This window comes from Streptomyces sp. NPDC055632 (assembly GCF_053618675.1).
Genome location: NZ_JBSHHY010000016.1, coordinates 22485 through 40509, shown reverse-complemented (window position 1 = coordinate 40509; position 18025 = coordinate 22485). Strand labels below are relative to the sequence as shown.

Sequence of the window (18025 nt, the reverse complement as noted above, 5' to 3'; positions counted from 1 at the left end):
CGGGGCGGCAGTGGCCCCAGTATCGAAGAGCGGGAGGAACCGGGCATCGCGGGCGGTCCGGAGGGATGAAGGGACGAGAAAGGGGCCCGGGGCGGTTTCGCGCCGCCCCGGGCCCCTTCTCGTACGGGCTGTCAGCCCATGAACTTCTTGAACTCGTCCGGCAGCTCGAAGTCCTTCGGGGTCTGGCCCGCCCCGGGCAGACCGAAGGCGCCGCCCTGCTGCGCCTGCTCGCGGCGCTCGGCGGCGGCCTGCTCCTCGGCCTTCCGCTTCATCGGGTTGCCGCTCTTGCGCTTGCCCTTGGCCTGCTTGACCTGCTTCTTCTGCCGGCCGGGGCCGCCGCCCATGCCGGGGATGCCGGGCATGCCCGGCAGGCCGCCGCCCTGGGCCATGCGGGACATCATCTTGCGGGCCTCGAAGAACCGCTCGACCAGACCCTTGACCGCGCTGACCTCGACGCCGGAGCCCTTGGCGATACGGGCGCGGCGGGAGCCGTTGATGATCGTCGGGTCCTGGCGCTCGCCCGGGGTCATCGACTTGATGATGGCGGCCGTGCGGTCGACGTCCTTCTCGTCGATGTTGTTGATCTGCTCCTTCATCTGGGCCATGCCGGGCAGCATCCCGAGGAGCTTGCTGATGGAGCCCATCTTGCGGACCTGCTCCATCTGCGCCAGGAAGTCGTCGAGCGTGAATTCCTGGCCCTTCTTCGAGGCGAGCTTCGAGGCCATCTTGGCGGCCTCTTCCTCGTCGAAGGTCTGCTGGGCCTTCTCGATGAGGGAGAGCATGTCGCCCATGCCGAGGATGCGGGACGCCATGCGGTCCGGGTGGAACGCGTCGAACTCGTCCAGCTTCTCGCCGTTGGAGGCGAACATGATCTGCTTGCCGGTGACGTGCGCGATGGAGAGCGCGGCACCGCCTCGGGCGTCGCCGTCGAGCTTGGAGAGCACGACGCCGTCGAAGCCGACGCCGTCGCGGAAGGCCTCGGCGGTGTTGACCGCGTCCTGGCCGATCATGGCGTCGACGACGAAGAGGATCTCGTCGGGGCTGACGGCGTCGCGGATGTCCGCGGCCTGCCGCATCAGCTCCTGGTCGATGCCGAGGCGGCCGGCGGTGTCGACGATGACGACGTCGTAGAGCTTGGTGCGCGCGTACTCGACGGAGTCCTTGGCGACCTGGACCGGGTCGCCGACGCCGTTGCCCGGCTGGGGGCCGTAGAAGGCCACGCCCGCGCGGTCGGCGACGACGGAGAGCTGGTTGACGGCGTTGGGGCGCTGGAGGTCGCAGGCGACGAGCAGCGGGGAGTGGCCCTGGCCCTTGAGCCAGAGGCCGAGCTTTCCGGCGAGGGTGGTCTTGCCGGCGCCCTGGAGACCGGCGAGCATGATCACGGTGGGCGCGGTCTTGGCGAACCGGAGGCGGCGGGTCTCGCCGCCCAGGATCGAGACGAGTTCGTCGTTGACGATCTTGATGACCTGCTGGGCCGGGTTCAGGGCCTGGGAGACCTCGGAGCCGGTGGCGCGCTCCTTGACCTGCTTGATGAAGGACCGGACGACCGGCAGGGCGACGTCCGCCTCGAGCAGGGCGATGCGGATCTCACGGGCGGTGGCGTCGATGTCCGCCTCGGACAGACGGCCCTTGCCACGGAGGTTCTTGAAGGTCGCTGCAAGGCGGTCGGAGAGGGTATCGAACACGGCGGTCGCGGATCCTCGGGTGTCGGGGGCGTGCGGATTGCCCTCCAGAGTATCGGGCTGGTCGAAGTGTGTGCCCCCGCCCGCCGATATACGGCGCGCGGGGGCGGCCGGGACGGGCCGGCGGCCGGGACGTCACCCCAGCGCCGTCTCCAGCGTCCTCGCCAGGTCCACCGCCTCCTCCGGAGGCAGCAGGGAGCCGTCCGGGCGAGTTACGTACAGGGTGTCGACGGCGTTGGCGCCCAGGGTGGAGACGTGCGCGCTCCTGACCCGTACCGCCGCTCCCTCCAGGGCGCGGCCGATGCGGTGGAGGAGGCCGGGGGCGTCCTGGGCGCGGACCTCGATGACGGTGGCGAGGCGGGAGTCGGCGGCGGCGACGGTGACGCGGGGCGGCGGGGCGGTGAGGCCCCGGCGCCGGGGGTAGGCCGCCTCGCGTTCGGCGAGGCGGGCGGGGATGTCGAGGGAGCCGTCGAGGGCGCGGCCGAGGTCGGCGCGGAGCCGGGCGGCCTCGGGCAGGGAGCCGTACTCGGCGGCGACGCGCCAGTCGAGGACGAGGACGGAGCCGGTGCCGAGGCCGGTGGGGAGGTCGACGGCCCGCAGGTCGGCGGCGCGGACGGTGAGGCGGTGCAGGGCGAGGACGCCGGCGACGGCGGGCAGGACGCCGGGCTGGTCGGGCAGGGCGATGACGAGTTCGACGCCGACGGGCTCGGGGGCCGTGTCGTCCTCGTCGCCCTCCGTCCGCCGCTCGGCCTGGGTGTGGAGGGCGAGGACGGGTTCGCCGGTGCGCAGGGCCTCCATGGCGAGGCGTTCCTGTTCGGCGCTGGGTGCGGCGGCCTCGGGGTCGGGCAGGGGTTCGCCGGCGAGGACGCCCGCGACCCGTTTGACCAGGTCGGCGACCAACGAGGCGCGCCAGGAGGACCAGGCGGCGGGGCCGGTGGCGAGGGCGTCGGCCTCGGTGAGGGCGTGCAGGAGCTCCAGGGTGCCGAGGGTGCCGACGGCGGCGGCGACGGACTGGACGGTGGCGGGGTCGTCGAGGTCGCGCCGGGTGGCGGTCTCGACGAGGAGGAGGTGGTGGCGGACGGCGGTGGCGACGGTGGCGGTGTCGGTGCGGTCGAAGCCGACGCGGGCGGCGAGGTCGCGGGCGATGGTCTCGCCGGCGACGGAGTGGTCGCCGGGCCAGCCCTTGCCGATGTCGTGGAGGAGGGCGGCGACGAGGAGGAGGTCGGGGCGGCCGACGCGGCGGGTGAGCGAGGCGGCGCGGACGGCGGTCTCGACGAGGTGGCGGTCGACGGTCCAGGTGTGGACGGGGTTGCGCTGGGGGCGGCAGCGGACGCGTTCCCAGTCGGGGAGCAGCCGGGTGACGATCCCCTCGGCCTCCAGGGCCTCCCAGACGGGGACGGTGGCCTCGCCGGCGCCGAGGAGGGTGACGAGTTCCTCGCGCGCCTCGGCGGGCCAGGGCACCGGGAGGGGTTTGGCGGTGGCGGCGAGCCGGCGTACGGCGTGCGGGGAGAGGGGCAGGCCGGACTGGGCGGCCGCGGCGGCGGCGCGCAGGGGCAGGACGGGGTCGCGCTCGGGCCTGGCGGTGCGGGCGAGGACGACCTCGCCGTCCATCTCGACGACGCCCTCGGCCAGCGGGGTGCGCTCGACGGGGGGCTTGCCGCCGGAGCGGCCGAGGAGGGACCGGAGCCGGGGGCGGGCCGAGCGGGCCTTGAGGACGCGGTTGACCTCGCGCCAGGTGACGTCGGTGGCGTACGAGATGGTCCGGGCGGCCTCGTACACCTCGCGGAGCAGGGTGTCGGCGTCGAGGAGGCCGAGTTCGGCGGCGACGGCGTCCTGTTCCTGGAGGGCGAGCCGGTCGGTGGCGCGGCCGGTGGCCAGGTGGAGGGCGTCGCGGGCGTCGAGGAGGACGCGGCGGGCGCGGTCGAGGCCTTCGCGGGGCGCGTCGGCGAGCCAGGAGGCGGCGACGGCGCGGAGGGCCTGGGCGTCGCGCAGTCCGCCGCGGGCCTCCTTGAGGTCGGGTTCCAGGAGGAACTGGAGCTCGCCCATGCGTTCGGCGCGCTCCCGGCAGAGTTCGTCGAGTTCGGGGAGGCGTTTGGGGGCCTGGTTGCGCCAGTCGGCGAGGACGGTGGTGCGCAGGGCGGCGACGAGTCCGGCGTCTCCGGCGAGGGGCCGGGCGTCGAGGAGGCCGAGGTGGACCTTGAGGTCCTCGGCGGCGGTGGTGCGGGCCTCGGCGGGGGTGCGGACGGAGTGGTCGAGGGCGAGGCCGAGGTCCCAGACGGGGTACCAGATGCGGTCGGCGAGGGCGGCGATCGCGGCCTTGTCGGCGGTGCCGTCGTGGAGCAGGACGAGGTCGAGGTCGCTGCGGGGGGAGAGTTCGGAGCGGCCGTAGCCGCCGACGGCGACGAGGGCGGTGCCGCGGGGCGGCGCGGCGGCGGCGAAGAGGCCGGCCAGCCAGTCGTCGGTGAGGCGGGCGAGGGCGGTACGGCGCGGCGGCCCGGACCGCTCCTTCTCGTGGAGGAGGAGCAGCCGGGCCGCCGCGTAACCGCCGGGTCCCGAATCTTCGTTCTGTGCGCTGACTTCGAGGCTCGTCACCCGGCGGCTCCTCACGTGTTCCTACAGTGCGTCCGGACCGCGCTCGCCGGTGCGGACCCTTACGGCGGTCTCGACCGGCACGCTCCACACCTTGCCGTCTCCGATCTTGCCGGTTCGGGCGGCCTTGACGACGACGTCGACGAGCTGTTCGGCGTCCTCGTCCTCGACGAGGACCTCGATGCGGATCTTGGGGACCAGGTCGACGGTGTACTCGGCGCCCCGGTAGACCTCGGTGTGGCCGCGCTGGCGGCCGTAGCCGCTGGCCTCGGTGACGGTGAGGCCGTGGACGCCGAACGCCTGGAGGGCCTCCTTGATCTCGTCGAGCCGGTGCGGCTTCACGACCGCGGTGATGAGCTTCATGCGTCCACCTTCTTGTTCTGCGTGACGGCCGGGGCGGGGGCGGCGGCGGTGGAGCGGGAGGAGGTGCCGCCGCCGGCGCCGCTGAAGTCGTACGCGGTCTCGGCGTGCTCGACCTGGTCGATGCCGGAGACCTCGTCGTCCTCGCTGACCCGCATCCCGATCGTCTTGTCGACGGCCAGGGCGAGGATCGCGGAGACGATCAGAGAGTAGGCGAGGACCGCGAAGACGCCGACGGCCTGCTTGCCGAGCTGCTCCAGGCCGCCGCCGTAGAAGAGGCCCTTGGCGTCGGACTGGACGCCGCCGGTGGCGAAGAAACCGACGAGGAGGGAGCCGACGACACCGCCGACGAGGTGGACGCCGACGACGTCGAGGGAGTCGTCGTAGCCGAACTTGTACTTGAGTCCGACGGCCATGGCGCAGAGGAGGCCGGCGATCGCGCCGACGGCGATGGCGCCGAGGGGGCTGACGGAGCCGCCGGCGGGGGTGATGGCGACGAGGCCGGCGACCGCGCCGGAGGCGGCGCCGAGGGTGGTGAAGGAGCCGTGGCGGATCTTCTCGTAGGCGAGCCAGGCGAGCATGGCGGCGGCGGTGGCGACCTGGGTGTTGACGAACATCACGGCGCCGACGCCGTCGTCGTTGCCGAGCCAGGAGCCGGCGTTGAAGCCGAACCAGCCGAACCAGAGGAGGGCGGCGCCCAGCATGACCAGCGGGAGGCTGTGCGGGCGCATCGGGTCCTTCTTGAAGCCGACGCGCTTGCCGATGACGAGGATGACGCCGAGGGCGGCGGCGCCGGCGTTGATGTGGACGGCCGTGCCGCCGGCGAAGTCGATGACGCCCATCTCGAAGAGCCAGCCGCCGGAGCCCCAGACCCAGTGGGCGACGGGGAAGTACACGACCGTGACCCAGAGGGTGATGAAGAGGGTCCAGGCGGTGAACTTGACGCGGTCGGCGAGGGCGCCGCTGATGAGGGCGGGGGTGATGATCGCGAACATCAGCTGGAAGACGGCGAAGACGTAGACGGGGATGGTGTAGCCGTCCCACAGTTCGGTGATGCCGATGCCGCTGAGGCCGACGTAGTCGGAGGACCAGCCGACGATCGAGCCGACGTCGGTGCCGAAGGCGATGCTGAAGCCGTAGAGCACCCACAGGATCGTGACGATCCCGAGGCTGACGAAGCTCATCATCAGCATGTTGAGGGTGGACTTGACGCGGACCATGCCTCCGTAGAAGAAGGCGAGTCCCGGGGTCATCAGCATGACCAGGGCGGAGCAGATGAGCATGAACCCGGTGTTGGCGGCGGACAGCGCGGGGGCGTCTGCGGCCAGGGTCGTGATGGCTGGTGCCATCGGCGTCTCCTCGTCGTCGGTACGGCCTGTGCGGGGCGGGGCCGGAGAGCGGCCGGCCGTGAGGGATGGCCGGTTATGGGCCAGAGATTCGCGCAGCACGGTTTCCGGCGGTGCCGCTCGATGTTTCGGAGCCGTGACGAAGGGGTGGGGCGTGTTACGTGACCGTGAACACGCGGGTCACGGGCAGGTAACGGCGTACCCTCCGCGCGTACGGCGCCGGGCGGGCGTCCGGTACGGGGCGGGGGACGCGAACCGGCCGCGCCGGCGTCCGTGTGTCCTTGCGGCGGGGGAGCCGAGTCGGGCAGTACGGGACGTCCGGCGCGGCCGGGGTCCTGGCGGGCCCTGGGGGCCCGGGCGGGAGGGGTCAGACGGCTTCGGCGGCCTCGGGGAGGAGCTGGGCGAGCCGGTCGGTGAGCTGGACGACCTCGGCGACGTCGCCGAAGCCGCGGGCGGCGTGGTCGACGGTCTTGCGGAGCCGGGTGTTGACCCGCTCGGAGCGGATGCTGCGGGCGACGCCGAAGGCCTTCTCGGCGAGGACGACGGACTGCTCGGGCTCGCGCTTGAGGAGGTGGACGGTGGCGAGGCCGATCAGGTTGAGGGCGTACGACCGCTGGTGGTCGGCGTCCTTCTCGAAGAGCTCGACGGCCCGCTCCATGAGGGGTTCGGCGAGGGAGGCGTAGGTCGGGGAGCGTCCGGCGACGTAGGCGAGGTCGCGGTAGGAGTGGGAGTTCTCGCCGTTGAGCTCGGCCTCGGAGAAGAACCTGATCCAGTCGGGCTCGGGCTCGCCCTCCAGGCCGACGTCGGAGAAGGTGTCCTCGGCCATCCGGACGGCCCGCTTGCACTTGGAGGGCTGGCCCATGTTGGCGTAGGCGCGGGCCTCCATCGCATACAGCATGGCCTGGGTGCGGGCGGTGGCGCAGTCCCGGCTGCCGTACTGGGCGAGGTGGATCAGTTCGAGGGCGTCGTCGGGCCGGCCGAGGTGGATCATCTGGCGGCTCATGGACGACAGGATGTACGAGCCGAGGGGCTTGTCGCCGGCTTCCTTGGCGGCGTGCAGGGCGAGCACGAAGTACTTCTGGGCGGTGGGCTGGAGGCCGACGTCGTAGCTCATCCAGCCGGCGAGTTCGGCGAGTTCGGCGGCGCAGGTGAAGAGGCGCTTGGAGACGTCGGCGGGGTGGGGCTCCTGGAGGAGGTCGGTGACCTCGTGGAGCTGTCCGACGACGGCCTTGCGGCGCAGTCCGCCGCCGCACTGGGCGTCCCACTTGCGGAACATGGCGGTGGTGGACTCCAGGAGGTTGAGCTCGACCTCGGAGAGCCGTTGGGGGCGACGGGCGTCGGCGAGGGGGACGGGCCGCTCGGCCTCGCCGGCCGGGGTGGGGACGAGCCAGCGCTGCATCGGTTCGATGAGGGCGGGTCCCGCGGCGAGGGAGAGGGAGGAGCCGAGGAAGCCCCGGCGGGCGAGCATGAGGTCGCTGCGGGAGAACTCGCTGAGCAGGGCGACGGTCTGGGGACCGGCCCAGGGGAGGTCGACCCCGGAGACGGAGGGCGACTGGTGGGCGGCGCGCAGGCCGAGGTCCTCGACGGCGACGACGGATCCGAAGCGCTCGGAGAAGAGCTCGGAGAGGATCCGCGGGATGGGCTCGCGGGGCTGCTCGCCGTCGAGCCAGCGGCGCACGCGCGAGGTGTCGGTGGAGATGTGGTGCGCGCCCATCTGGCGCGCCCTGCGGTTCACCTGGCGCGCCAGTTCGCCCTTGGACCAGCCGCTGCGCACGAACCACGAGCCCAGCCGCTCGTTCGGGCGCTTGCCGGCAGTCGTACCGTCTGCGCCGTTGCCGCCCACTGGAACGCCCCCATCCACCTGATTGCCTGTCGTGCGAACCCTTATCAGAATGCCGCCTCTCGCGGCATCCGTCCGGCGTTCGCGCTCCTTCGAACTGGAAACCGGGTTGCCACCGGCATACCCACGCGTGCAGTGCGTCCCACGGTTCGAGTACCGAAAGTAACCCTACGATCACCCCTCTACGAGGGGGATACAAGAAACGCCACCATTCGCCACCCCTTCGAATGAACCCACCACCCGTGGAACGCGCTTGACTTGACATGCGACGAACCGGAGTCGGCGGACGGGTGCGCGGAGAGGCGCGTGTCCCGTTCCGCGCCACCCCCCGCACGACCGTGCGCCACCCTCGGCGACGGAGCGTGACGGGGCGTGACGGCAGTGCTCCCGGTCGTAACCACCGGCGCGCTCGACCCGTTGGAGGGGACATGGGTTTCACGATCGGCGGCATTCGTGAGATGCGGTCCGGCGCACGCCGCCGCGTGCGCGCCACGGAGTGCACAGCGGTGGCGGAGTACACGGGGCTGTGGGGCTGGGACGTGGTCCCCGGGGCGCGGGCCGTCTCCGGTCGGTGCTCCTGCGGTGATCCGGTGTGCGCGGCCCCCGGGGCGCACCCGCTGTCCTTCGCTGAGCCGGTCCCGGCGGGCGCCGGGCTCGACGACGCCGTCAAGGCGTGGTCGGAGTACCCGGGCGCGGCACTGCTGCTCCCGGTGGGCCGGTCCTTCGACGTGATCGAGGTGGCGGAGGCGGCGGGCCGGCGGGCCCTGGTCCGCCTGGAGCGCATGGGCCTTCCGCTCGGCCCGGTGTGCGCGACCCCGACCGGCCGGGCGCGGTTCTTCGTGGCGCCGGGGGCGGCGGCCGAGCTGCCGCGGCTCCTGTACCGGATGGGCTGGGACGACGCCGATCTGGACCTGCACTGTCTGGGCCCCGGCTCGTACGTGACCGCTCCCCCGTCGGACCTGGGCGGCCTCGGGCCGGTGCGCTGGCTGCGGCCCCCGACCCTGGACACGGCGGGCGCGCCGCCGCAGGCGCGGCTGCTGCTCGGCACCCTGGCGTACATCTGCCACCGCACGCACTTCTGACCGCCGCCGGTCCGTCCGCACGCGTGAAGGGGCCCCGCCGGTTCTTCCGGCGGGGCCCCTTCACGCGTGCGCGTGGACGCGCGGTCAGTCGCCGATCAGGGCGTCGACGAAGGCGCCCGGCTCGAAGGGGGCCAGGTCGTCCGGGCCCTCGCCCAGGCCGATGAGCTTGACCGGGACGCCCAGCTCGCGCTGGACGGCGATGACGATGCCGCCCTTGGCGGTGCCGTCGAGCTTGGTCAGGACGATGCCGGTGATGTCGACGACCTCGGCGAAGACGCGGGCCTGGATCAGGCCGTTCTGGCCGGTGGTGGCGTCGAGGACGAGGAGGACCTCGTCGAGCGGGCCGTGCTTCTCTACGACGCGCTTGACCTTGCCGAGCTCGTCCATGAGGCCGGTCTTGGTGTGGAGGCGGCCGGCGGTGTCGATGAGGACGACGTCGGCGCCCTCCGCGATGCCCTCCTTGACCGCGTCGAAGGCGATCGACGCCGGGTCGCCGCCCTCCGGGCCGCGGATGGTGCGGGCGCCGACGCGCTCGCCCCAGGTCTGGAGCTGGTCGGCGGCGGCGGCGCGGAAGGTGTCGGCGGCGCCGAGGACGACGGACTTGCCGTCGGCGACGAGGACGCGGGCCAGCTTGCCGGTGGTGGTGGTCTTGCCGGTGCCGTTGACGCCGACGACCATGACGACGCCGGGGACGTCCGCGGGGCTCTCGGTCTTCACCGTGCGGTCGAGGTCGGGGCCGAGGAGGGTGATCAGCTCCTCGCGGAGCAGACCGCGCAGCTCGTCGGGGGTGCGGGTGCCGAGCACCTTCACGCGCTCGCGCAGCCGCTCGACGAGCTCCTGGGTGGGGGCGACGCCGACGTCGGCGGTGAGGAGGGTCTCCTCGATCTCCTCCCAGGTGTCCTCGTCGAGGTGCTCGCGGGACAGGAGCGTGAGCAGCCCCTTGCCGAGCGTGTTCTGGGAGCGGGCGAGGCGGGCCCGGAGCCGTACGAGACGGCCGGCGGTGGGCTCGGGGACCTCGATCACGGGGGCCGGGGGCTCGGCGACGACCGGGTCCTCGACGGCGGTCGGCGTCCCGGTGGCCTCCTCGGCCGTGGGGAGCTCGACCTCCTCGACCGTGCGGCGTGGTTCCTCCCGCGGTGTCTCCGCCTCCTCGCCGACGCGCGGTTCGGCGGGCGGAGCGGTGATGGTCGGCGGGGTGGACGGCGGCTCGGCCGGGGGCAGCTGCTTCTTCTTGCGGCCGCTGACCACGAGCCCGCTCGTCACGGCGACCGCGACGACCAGAGCGATGACTACAGCAAGGATGAGTTCCATAACGGGTCCAGTATGGCGTCACCCCGCGCCCGTCCCCCGTACTCCCCGTGGGGCACGCCCCCGCGTACGGGCCGGTCCGCCGTTCGGCGGTGCCGCGCACGGGAACCGCCCCGGTCCGGGGCGCGGGGCCTCGGACCGGGGCGGTCTCCGTGGGTGGGGAGAGGGACAGCGGGGGTGGGGCCTTTCCGACCCTGATCCGCCGCACAGGCCCCTAGCCCATCTCCTCCAGCGCCTTGCCCTTGGTCTCCTTGACGTACCGGAGCACGAAGGGGATCGAGAGCACGGCGAAGACCGTGTAGATGATGTAGGTGCCGGAGAGGTTCCAGTCCGCGAGGGACGGGAAGCTGGCGGTGATGGCCCAGTTGGCGATCCACTGGGCGGAGGCGGCGACGCCGAGGGCGGCGGCGCGGATCCGGTTGGGGAACATCTCGCCGAGGAAGACCCAGACCACCACGCCCCACGAGAGGGCGAAGAAGAGCACGAAGACGTGGGCGGCGACGAGGGCGACGACGCCCTGGGTCTCGGGCAGCTTGCCGTCGACGAGGTCGGCGGAGAAGGCCCAGGCCTCGAAGGCGAGGGCGATCGCCATGCCGACGGAGCCGACGAGGGCGAGCGGCCTGCGGCCGACCCGGTCGACCAGGACCATCGCGATCACGGTGCCGATGATGTTGATGATCGACGTGGTGAACGAGTAGAAGAACGAGCTGGACGGGTCGATGCCGACGGACTGCCAGAGGGTCGCGGAGTAGTAGAACGCGACGTTGATGCCGACGAGCTGCTGGAAGACCGAGAGTCCGATGCCGACCCAGACGATGGGCAGCAGCTTGAAGCGGCTGCCGGTGACGAACAGGTCCCAGAAGGTGGACTTGTGTTCGCGGCGCATGGCCTGCTGGATCTCGGTCACCCGGTGGTCCAGGTTCACGTCCTTGCCCTCGACCTCGGCGAGGACCTCCTTGGCCTTGTCGATCTTGCCGACGGAGATCAGGAAGCGGGGGGACTCGGGGATCGCGAAGGAGAGCAGGCCGTAGAGGAGGGCGGGGACGACCATCACGCCGAGCATCCACTGCCAGGCCTCCAGGCCGCCGATCTTGCCGCGCTGGTCGCCGTCGGCGAGCTGGAGGATGCCGTAGTTGACCAGCTGGGAGATGGCGATGCCGATGACGATGGCGGCCTGCTGGAAGGAGCCGAGCCTGCCGCGGTACGCGGCGGGGGCGACCTCGGCGATGTAGGCGGGGCCGATGACGGAGGCCATGCCGATGGCGAAGCCGCCGATGATCCGCCAGAAGGCGAGGTCCCAAAGGGCGAAGGGCAGGGCCGAGCCGACGGCGCTGACGGTGAAGAGGACGGCGGCGATCTGCATGCAGCGGATGCGGCCGATGCGGTCGGCGATCCGGCCGGCGGTGGCGGCGCCGATGGCGCAGCCGATCAGGGCGATGGCGATGACCTGGGCGAGGGTGCCGGAGCCGATGTCGTACCGGTCGCGGATCGCTTCCACGGCGCCGTTGATGACGGAGCTGTCGTAGCCGAAGAGGAAGCCGCCCATCGCGGCGGAGGCCGTGATGAAGATGACGTGACCGAGGTGGTCCGGGTGGGCGGCGCGGCCTTCGGAGGGGGGCGGCGTGGACGCCGACTCAGTGCTGGTCACATGGACTCCTGGATGCTCCGGCAGCGTTGTCGGGGCGTGGGGGGCGAGCCCTTCCAGTGGCGCACAACTTCACGCCGCCCACCACTTGAAGGTAAAAGCAACGTTGCAGAGACTATGCGTTCAAGTTTCGAAGTCAAGGGTTCCCCTCCTGTGAATTTGGGGGCAGGGCCATACCCATTAAGTTCAACTCTTGAAGGCGGCTCGACGATGGTCGGGCGCGGATCCGCTAACGCAGCCTTTGGCTGATGACCTTGGATACCCCGTCGCCCTGCATGGAAACGCCGTACAGCGCGTCCGCGACCTCCATGGTCCGCTTCTGGTGCGTGATCACGATCAGCTGCGAGGACTCCTGGAGCTCCTGCATGATCCGGATCAGCCGCTGGAGGTTGGTGTCGTCGAGCGCCGCCTCGACCTCGTCCATCACGTAGAACGGGCTTGGCCTGGCCTTGAAGATGGAGACGAGCAGCGCCACGGCCGTCAGCGAGCGCTCGCCGCCGGAGAGCAGCGAGAGCCGCTTGACCTTCTTGCCCGGCGGGCGGGCCTCCACCTCGACGCCGGTGGTGAGCATGTCGTCCGGGTCGGTGAGGACGAGACGGCCCTCGCCGCCCGGGAAGAGGCGCGAGAAGACGCCCTCGAACTCGCGGGCCGTGTCCCGGTACGCCTCGGTGAAGACCTGCTCGACGCGCAGGTCGACCTCCTTCACGACCTGAAGCAGGTCGGTCCGGGTCTTCCGCAGGTCCTCCAGCTGCTCCGAGAGGAACTTGTGCCGCTCCTCCAGGGCGGCGAACTCCTCCAGGGCCAGCGGGTTCACCTTGCCGAGCTGGTGGTGGGCCCGCTCGGCGGCCTTCAGCCGCTTCTCCTGCTCCGAACGGACGAACGGCCGGGGCGCGCCGGGCTCCCCGCCCTCCTCCCCCTCGACCGCGGGCGGCGGGGGAACGGGCTGGTCGGGGCCGTACTCGGCGACCAGGGCGGCCGCTCCGACGCCGAACTCCTCCAGGGCCTTCGTCTCCAGCTGCTCGATCCGCAGCCGCTTCTCGGCGCCGAGGACCTCGCCCCGGTGGACGGAGTCGGTCAGCTTGTCCAGCTCGGCCTTGAGGTCCCGGCCCCGGGCCCTGGCCGCCGTGAGCCCCCGCTCCCGGTCGGCCCTGGCCGCCTCGGAGACCGCCCGCTCCCGCTCGGCACGGGAGAGCGAGACCTCGACGTGGGCCAGGAGTGTGCGGGCCCCGGCGGCGACCGCGCCGGCGACCTCCGCCTCGTGGCGGAGCCGGACCCGGCGCCGCTCGGCACGCGCGCGTGCCTCCCGTTCCGCGCGGGCGGCCCGGTCGAGGGAGTCGGCCCGTCCGGCGAGCCCCCTGACCCGCTCCTCATGGGTACGGACCTGGAGCCGGGCCTCCATCTCGGTCTGGCGCGCCCGGGAGCCGTCGGCCGCGAGCCGGTCGCGCGCGGAGGTGTCGGGCTCCTCGTCCCCGCCCTCGTCGGCGGCGGCCTCCTCGGCCACCAGGAGCCGTTCGGCCAGCTCCTCGGCGTCGGCGGCGGCCCGCTCCAGGGCCTCCTGGGCGCGGGCGGCGGCCACGGCGGCGCGCTCGGCCTCCCCCACCGCTCCCCTGGCCTGCCCGGCGAGCCGGCCGAGCCGCTGGGCGACGGCGGACTTCTCGCGCTCGGCGGTACGGCGGCGGGCGTCGAGCTCCTCGACGAGCGCGGCGGCGGTGCGGCGCCGCTCGTCGGCCTCCTCCCGGGCGGCGGCCGACTCCTCGCACCGCGCGCCCAGTTCGTCGAGCTCGGCGGCGGCCTCGGTGACGGAGGCCTGGACTTCGAGGAGGCTGGGGGCGCCGGCGGAGCCGCCGTGCGCGACGTGCGCGCCGAGCAGGTCCCCCTCGGTGGTGACGGCGGTCAGCGCGGGCCGGGTCCTGACCAGGTCCGCGGCCTCGTCCAGGTCGTCGACCACGACGACGCCGGCGAGGAGCCGGCGGACGGCGCCCATGAGTTCGGCGGGGCCCCGGACGAGGTCGGCGGCGTACGGGTGCCCGCCGGGCGCGGGACCCACCGGGCCGGGCCCCCGGCCCGGGTCCCGGTCGTGGTCCTGCTCCGGCTCCTGGGCCCCGGTGAGGAGCAGGGAGGCGCGGCCCGCGTCCTGCTTGCGCAGCAGGCGGAGGGCCTCGACGGCGGCGGAGGGTCCGGCGGCGACCGCGTCGGCGGCCGCGCCGAGGGCGGCGGCGACGGGGACCTCGTAGCCGGGGGTGATCGTGAGGAGGTCGGCCGCCGGGCCGAGGAGGCCGGCGAGTCCGGCGGCGAGCAGGGCGCCGGTGCCGTCCTTGCGGCGCAGTCCGAGGGCGAGGGTGTCGTGGCGGGCACGGGTCGCGGCGCGGCGGCGCTCGGCGGTGTCGAGGGCCTCGCGGGCGGCGCCCAGGGCGGCTTCGGCCTCGGCGAGCCCGCGGCGGGCGGCCTCGTGCCGTTCGGCGTGCTCGGTGTCCTCCGCGTCGAGGCCGTCGACCTCGTCCTTGAGCCGTTCGTACTCCTCCTGGGCGGCGGCGGCCCGTTCGGCGGCCTCGTCCCGGGCGGCGGCGAGCCGGTCGATCTCGGCCCCGGCGGCGGAGGCGCGCGAGCGGGCCGCGTCGACCCGGCCGTGGAGGCGGGCGAGGCCCTCGCGCCGGTCGGCGAGGGCGCGGGCCGCGTCCTTGAGGCGGCGCTCCTCGTCGGTCAGGGCGCGCTCCAGGTCGGAGCGGTGGGCGACGGCGTCCTCCAGGGCGCGTTCGGCCGCCTCCAGGGCGGCTTCGAGCTCGGCCTCCTGCTCGCGGACGCGGGCCGCCTCGCGCTCCAGGTCCTCGGGGTCGCGGCCGCGCCGCTCATCGGGGGGCGCGGTGGTGGCGCTCTTCACGCGCGCGTCGGCCAGGGAGACGGTGCCCCGGACGCGTTCGGCGAGCCGGGAGAGGTCGTACCAGGTCTGCTGGGCGCGTTCCAGGCGGGGCACGAGCGCGCGTGCCTCCGCCTCCAGGGCGGCCTCCCGGGCGAGGGCGGCTTCGAGCTCGGCCTCGGTGGCCTCCTTGCGGGCGAGGAGGGCCGCTTCGTCGGCGACCTCGGCGGTGAGCGCCGCCCCGAGGTGGACGAGGTCGTCGGCGAGGAGGCGGAGGCGCGCGTCGCGCAGGTCGGCCTGGATGACGACGGCCCGGCGGGCGACGGCGGCCTGCCGGCCGAGCGGCTTGAGCTGCCGGCGCAGTTCGTCGGTGAGGTCCTGCACGCGCGCGAGGTTGGCCTGCATCGCGTCGAGCTTCCGCAGCGCCTTCTCTTTCCGCTTGCGGTGCTTGAGGACGCCGGCGGCCTCCTCGATGAAGGCGCGGCGGCCCATCGGGTCGGCGTGCAGCACGGAGTCGAGCTGCCCCTGTCCGACGATGACGTGCATCTCGCGTCCGATGCCGGAGTCGGAGAGCAGGTCCTGGAAGTCGAGCAGGCGGCAGGTGTCGCCGTTGATCTGGTACTCGCTGCTGCCGCCGCGGAACATGATCCGGGTGAGGGTGACCTCGGCGTAGTCGATGGGCAGGGCGCCGTCGGAGTTGTCGATGGTCAGCGAGACCTCGGCGCGGCCGAGCGGGGGGCGCCCGGTCGTGCCGGCGAAGATGACGTCCTCCATCTTGCCGCCGCGCAGCGACTTGGCGCCCTGTTCGCCCATGACCCAGGAGAGGGCGTCCACGACGTTGGACTTGCCCGAGCCGTTGGGGCCCACGACGCAGGTGATTCCCGGCTCGAACCTCAGTGTGGTGGCCGAGGCGAACGACTTGAATCCGCGGAGCGTCAGGGCCTTGAGGTGCACGTCGGGGACTCTACCGGGGCCCGCGCGTTTCACCCGCGAACGTGCAGGGCAGATCCTCGGATGAGGAAGGGGGAGGCATGGGGGACTCCGGGGAAACAACGGGTGAAAGCAAGAAGGGACGCCGAAGCGCCCCTTGCGTGTTCAGCCGACATGCGTCGAGCTCCATATGCGGCTGTGTGGCGGTCGGCCGCGCCGACCTGTGTGTTTCCCACCTGGCCCCTCGGGGCTGGGTTGTCAGGTGAGCGCAGGCTCCGCCTGGGGTACGTCGAGGTCGATGCTGTCGAGCAGCGACTCTCCCTGGTGATGAGCGGCGGCAGCGGCGAGCGCGTCGTTCTCGGACTGGATCCGTACCAGCTCGGATTCGAGGTCCTGGACGCGCTGCTGGAGCCGTCGCATCTCGGCGAGGAGTCGCGGGTCGGAGCCGCCGACGTAACCGAGAAGCGCCTTTGCCATGATGGATGGTCCTCCACAATGAGTGACCGACCGAAGCGGTGTGGGTCGTGAGGGATTCGCACCCGCGGTGTTCGGCAGTGACTTGTTGTGCCGGTTCCACTGCCCCACAGCTAAGGTGCGCGGGGCTTCCAGAGTCTCACCAAAAAGTTTGACGGTCAACACGATCACGCCCCGTCCGAAGGGACGACCGGGGAGTCCACGGCCGCTCAGGGGGCGGGCGCGCCTCTCGACCCGGCGCTTCGGGGCGTCGCGCTCGATCTCATCGGGCAGCCTTCCACGGCGGGCGATCCTTGGCAACCACCAGGGGGTTTCCCCTTCACACGCCCGTTACGGCGCGTTCGCGCGAGGCCCCTCCGGGTCACCGGGAGGGGTCTCGGAGAGTGATCGTCAGCGGATGGCGAATCCGTTGTAGCCGCCGCGCGGGGTGTCCCAGATCTCAGTGACTCCGTCCACGCGTCCGGGTGTGTCGTCGGAGTGGAGCCAGTCGAGCAGACGGTGGCAATTCTCACGCGCTCCTTCGGCCACGACCTGCACCCGGCCGTCGTCGAGGTTGAGGGCGAAGCCCGTCAGGCCGCCGATCTCCAAAGCGTTTGCCCTGGTGAACCAGCGGAAGCCCACTCCCTGTACCCGGCCGCGCACCCAGGCGGTCATCCGTACGTCGTCGCTCATGGCTGCACGCTAACGGGCATCCCGTCCGACGAGCACATCGCCCCCCGCTTCCCACTCGCGTACAGTCCCGACGAACGCGTCCCACCCGTTCGGGCGCGCACCGTTCGGCTGTCGGACCTCGACGGTACCGACCGCAAAGATCAGCAAAGGTCAGCAGGAAAGACCAGCAGGAGGGCAGAGCAATGGGACGCCACCGTCGCTCCGGCGCCGCACCCGCCGCAGAAGACTACGCGGCCGGTACGGACCGCCGGCACCGGGGTGACCGCCGCAGGCGGTCCGTGCGCACCGGTCTGCTCGGTGCCTCCGCCGCGGTCGCGGTCGGCGCGGCCCTGGTCGCCTCGGGCCTCCTGCCCGGCGGGGACACGCTCACGGTCGGCGGCACCGACACGGCCGGGCACCAGTCGGCGTCCCGGCAGGCCCCGCAGCTGACGACGCAGGGCGGGGCGACGGGCCCGGCGACCACGGGCACGAGCGCGGGTACGGGCTCGGGCCCGGGCTCGGACGAGAGCGAGAGTGGCGGGAAGCCGTCCTCCACGGCGCCGAAGCCGAGCACGAAACCGGGCGCCAAGCCGAGCCCGAAGCCCTCGAAGACCACCGCCTCCCCCAGCGCGAAGCCGAAGCCGAGCGCGACCCCGTCGTCCGGGGCGAAGCCGAAGGCCGCGAAGACGGCGGCCCCCCGGCCCACGAAGGCGGCGAGCGCGAAGCCCGCCGCCCCGAAGACCGCCGCCCCGAAGACCTCGGCCGCGCCCACCGCCGAGGCGCCCGTGTCGAAGCCGAAACCGAAGCCGAAGCCGACCGCCCCGGCACCGACCCGGAAGGCCGCCGCCCCCACCGCGAACCGGGACAGCGCCGCCGAGGCGGAGGTCCTGCGCCTGGTCAACGCCGAGCGCGCCACGGTGGGCTGCACCCCGGTGAGCGCCGACGCGCGGCTCGCGTCGCTGGCGGGCGCGTTCAGCGCGGACATGGCTGCCCGCGGCTTCTTCGACCACACGGACCCCGACGGGGACACCCCGTGGGCGCGCGCCCAGCAGGCGGGCGTCTCCACCCTGGCCGGCGAGAACATAGCCCGCGGCCAGGCGGACGCGGCGGCCGTGATGAAGTCCTGGATGAACAGCGACGGCCACCGCGCCAACATCCTGAACTGCGACTTCAAGACGATGGGCGTGGGCGTGCACTTCGGCGCCGGCGGCCCCTGGTGGACCCAGGACTTCGGCTACTGAACCGGGCCACCGGCTTCGGCCCC

General features: G+C 72.9%; 12 protein-coding genes. 2 read left to right on the top strand and 10 right to left on the bottom strand.

The window, feature by feature from the left end; genetic code table 11:
• Nucleotides 1-131: 131 nt before the first annotated feature.
• From ffh to nsdA, 5 genes are all read right to left on the bottom strand, one after another.
• Entirely contained in the window at nt 132-1685 is a 1554-nt protein-coding gene (gene ffh / locus ACWGSR_RS21130) for a signal recognition particle protein (protein ID WP_376233363.1), read from the bottom strand.
• Between the two features lie 132 nt (nt 1686-1817).
• Complete coding sequence (locus ACWGSR_RS21125; protein WP_453568135.1) at nt 1818-4274, bottom strand: [protein-PII] uridylyltransferase; 2457 nt, start codon at nt 4272-4274, stop codon at nt 1818-1820.
• A 21-nt stretch (nt 4275-4295) separates the two neighbouring features.
• On the bottom strand, nt 4296-4634 hold the full coding sequence (locus ACWGSR_RS21120) for a P-II family nitrogen regulator (protein ID WP_053644524.1): 339 nt from the start codon (nt 4632-4634) through the stop codon (nt 4296-4298).
• Nucleotides 4631-5980 carry an ammonium transporter gene (locus ACWGSR_RS21115; RefSeq protein WP_376233357.1) on the bottom strand — a complete coding sequence of 450 codons (1350 nt, stop codon included), beginning with the start codon at nt 5978-5980 and terminating at the stop codon, nt 4631-4633. The genes ACWGSR_RS21120 and ACWGSR_RS21115 overlap by 4 nt, the downstream gene beginning before the upstream one ends.
• A 364-nt stretch (nt 5981-6344) precedes the next feature.
• Nucleotides 6345-7820 carry a transcriptional repressor NsdA gene (gene nsdA / locus ACWGSR_RS21110; protein WP_453568132.1) on the bottom strand — a complete coding sequence of 492 codons (1476 nt, stop codon included), beginning with the start codon at nt 7818-7820 and terminating at the stop codon, nt 6345-6347.
• A 425-nt stretch (nt 7821-8245) separates the two neighbouring features.
• Here nsdA and ACWGSR_RS21105 point away from each other — a divergent pair, with 425 nt between their 5' ends.
• Entirely contained in the window at nt 8246-8899 is a 654-nt protein-coding gene (locus tag ACWGSR_RS21105; protein WP_376233352.1) for a bifunctional DNA primase/polymerase, read from the top strand.
• Nucleotides 8900-8983: 84 nt separating this feature from the next.
• On the opposite strand, the gene ftsY is transcribed toward ACWGSR_RS21105, so the two are convergent.
• The 5 genes from ftsY to ACWGSR_RS21080 all read right to left on the bottom strand — a co-directional run bounded on the left by ftsY (nt 8984) and on the right by ACWGSR_RS21080 (nt 16782).
• Nucleotides 8984-10210, bottom strand: coding sequence for a signal recognition particle-docking protein FtsY (ftsY, locus tag ACWGSR_RS21100; RefSeq protein WP_376233350.1), 1227 nt, complete (start codon nt 10208-10210; stop codon nt 8984-8986).
• Nucleotides 10211-10421: 211 nt separating this feature from the next.
• Entirely contained in the window at nt 10422-11855 is a 1434-nt protein-coding gene (locus tag ACWGSR_RS21095) for a sugar porter family MFS transporter (RefSeq protein ID WP_453568130.1), read from the bottom strand.
• 226 nt (nt 11856-12081) lie between these two features.
• Complete coding sequence (gene smc, locus ACWGSR_RS21090; protein ID WP_453568128.1) at nt 12082-15660, bottom strand: chromosome segregation protein SMC; 3579 nt, start codon at nt 15658-15660, stop codon at nt 12082-12084.
• Nucleotides 15661-15894: 234 nt separating this feature from the next.
• On the bottom strand, nt 15895-16113 hold the full coding sequence (locus tag ACWGSR_RS21085) for a hypothetical protein (RefSeq protein WP_053644539.1): 219 nt from the start codon (nt 16111-16113) through the stop codon (nt 15895-15897).
• Between the two features lie 387 nt (nt 16114-16500).
• Nucleotides 16501-16782, bottom strand: a complete 282-nt coding sequence (locus ACWGSR_RS21080) for an acylphosphatase (protein ID WP_376233341.1) — start codon at nt 16780-16782, stop codon at nt 16501-16503.
• Nucleotides 16783-16964: 182 nt separating this feature from the next.
• Here ACWGSR_RS21080 and ACWGSR_RS21075 point away from each other — a divergent pair, with 182 nt between their 5' ends.
• Nucleotides 16965-18002: a CAP domain-containing protein gene (locus ACWGSR_RS21075; RefSeq protein ID WP_453568125.1), complete on the top strand. Its 1038-nt coding sequence runs from the start codon at nt 16965-16967 to the stop codon at nt 18000-18002.
• Nucleotides 18003-18025 lie beyond the last annotated feature (23 nt).